1 protein-coding gene is annotated in these 2,621 nt (G+C 74.3%); it reads right to left on the reverse strand.

Features of this window, described 5'->3' with window-relative positions:
• The coding region (locus tag GTW67_RS04840) for an Rne/Rng family ribonuclease (RefSeq protein ID WP_161163553.1) at positions 1–2,621 on the reverse strand (2,621 nt) is incomplete at both ends.

A 2,621-nucleotide genomic window follows, 5' to 3' on the forward strand; every position in this document is an offset into this window, starting at 1 on the left:
GGCGCGGACACCTTCCGGGTGGCCCGACGGCGCGTACGGCCCTTGGGCGCCGCCTCGTCGGCGGCCGGAGCCGCCTCGGGGGCGACGGGGGCCGGGGCGCCGGACATCGCGTCCTCGACGGCCGCGGGCTCGGCCAGCACCTCGGCGGCGGGCTCCCGCACGACCGGACGCTCGACCTCTTCCGCGACGGTGACGTCCTGCGCGGTCGGCGCCTCGGCCTGCGCCGGGGTCTCGCCGCGCACGGCCTCGCCCTTCGCCGCCTTCGGGGCACCCGCCGGGGCGGACGCACGCCGGCTCGCCCGGCGCCGGCCACGACCGCGCGTGGCGGCCGCCTCGGCCTCGGCGGCGCTGCTGTACAGCTCCTCGTCCGGGGTGAACTCGGGCGCCGGCAGGGCGACCGGCTCGGCCACCTCGGCGGCGACCTCGGACTCGGCGTCCGCCTCCTGCTCCGCGGTCGGCGCCGTCTCGACACCGGCGACGGCCTCGTGCTCGTGCTCACCGGCACCCGCACGCGCCCGCTTGCGGCGCTTGCCGCCGCCGCCACCGGCGGAGGAGGACGGCTGGTCCAGGTGGACGATGACGCCACGGCCGTTGCAGTGGACGCAGGTCTCGGAGAACGACTCCAGCAGACCCTGGCCGACCCGCTTGCGGGTCATCTGCACCAGACCCAGCGAGGTCACCTCGGCCACCTGGTGCTTCGTACGGTCCCGGCCCAGGCACTCGAGCAGGCGCCGCAGCACCAGGTCCCGGTTGGACTCCAGCACCATGTCGATGAAGTCGATGACGATGATGCCGCCGAGGTCGCGCAGCCGCAGCTGGCGCACGATCTCCTCGGCCGCCTCCAGGTTGTTCCTGGTGACCGTCTCCTCCAGGTTGCCGCCCTGGCCGGTGAACTTGCCGGTGTTGACGTCGACGACGATCATCGCCTCGGTCCGGTCGATCACCAGCGAACCGCCGCTGGGCAGCCAGACCTTGCGGTCCAGCGCCTTGGCGAGCTGCTCGTCGATCCGGTACGTCGCGAAGACGTCGACCTCGGAGGTCCACCGGGACAGCCGGTCGGAGAGATCCGGGGCCACGTGGGACACGTAGCCGTGGATGGTCTGCCAGGCGTCGTCGCCGCTGACGACGACCTTGGAGAAGTCCTCGTTGAAGATGTCCCGCACGACCCGGACGGTCATGTCCGGCTCGCCGTACAGCAGCGTCGGGGCGTTGCCGTTCTTGGCCTTCTTCTGGATCTCCTCCCACTGCGCCTGGAGCCGCTCGACGTCGCGGCGCAGCTCGTCCTCGCTGGCGCCCTCGGCGGCGGTGCGCACGATGACGCCCGCGTCCTCGGGGACGATCCGCTTGAGGATGGTCTTCAGGCGGGAGCGCTCGGTGTCGGGGAGCTTGCGGCTGATGCCGGTCATCGAGCCCTCGGGCACGTAGACCAGGTAACGGCCGGGCAGGGAGACCTGGCTGGTCAGGCGGGCGCCCTTGTGGCCGATCGGGTCCTTGGTGACCTGCACCAGGACCGACTGGCCGGACTTGAGGGCGGACTCGATGCGGCGGGGGCCGTGACCCATGCCCAGCGCCTCGAAGTTGACCTCACCGGCGTACAGGACGGCGTTGCGGCCCTTGCCGATGTCGATGAAGGCGGCCTCCATCGACGGCAGCACGTTCTGCACCTTGCCGAGGTACACGTTGCCGACGTACGAGGTGGCCTGCTCCTTGTTGACGTAGTGCTCGACGAGCACCCCGTCCTCCAGGACGCCGATCTGGGTGCGCTCGCCGTGCTGGCGGACGACCATGACGCGCTCGACGGCCTCACGGCGGGCCAGGAACTCGGCCTCCGTGATGATCGGCACGCGCCGGCGGCCCTGCTCGCGGCCCTCGCGGCGGCGCTGCTTCTTGGCCTCCAGGCGGGTGGAGCCCTTGATGGACTGCACCTCGTCGGACGGCTCGGCCTTCGGGCGGGGCTCGCGGACCTTGACGACCGTGCGCTCGGGGTCGTCGCCGGACGCGTCGGCCTCGCCGGAGGAGTCCCCGGCGCGACGGCGACGGCGACGGCGGCGACGGCTGCTGCTGGAGCCGCCGTTCTCGCCGGTGGCGTCGTCACCGTCCTCGGCGTCCTCCTCCACCTGCTCGGCGGTGTCCTCGGCGTCCTGGGCGGCCTGCTCAGCGGCCGTGTGCTCAGCGTCGCCGTCCGCACCCTCCTCGGCGCCCTCGGCCAGGTCGCCCCGGCGACGGCGACGGCCGCCCCGGCGACGACGGCGGCGCGAGCCGTACTCCTCGGAGTCGTCACCCTGGTCGTCGCCCGACTCGTCGGCCTCGGCCTCGGTGTCGGTGTCGGCCTCCGGCTCCTCGGCGGCGGCCCGGGCCGGCGTGCGGTCCTCGGTGGTCTCCTCGGGGCCCGCGGACCGGCGCCGGCGGCGACGACGCGACCCGGCGGTCTCCTCCGGGAACTCCTCGGGCGCCTCGGCGACCTGCTCCGGCTCCGCCTCGGCGGCCTCGGCGGCGGCTTCCGCGGCGGCCCGCTCGGGCGTCTGGAACGCGGGCGCCTGGAACACGGGCGCCTGGAACACGGCGACGGCGGGGCGCGCCGGACGCTTCGGGGCGTCGGCCTCGTCGGACGCTCCGGCGCC

Source organism: Streptomyces sp. SID5910, from assembly GCF_009862125.1.
Lineage (GTDB): Bacteria > Actinomycetota > Actinomycetes > Streptomycetales > Streptomycetaceae > Streptomyces.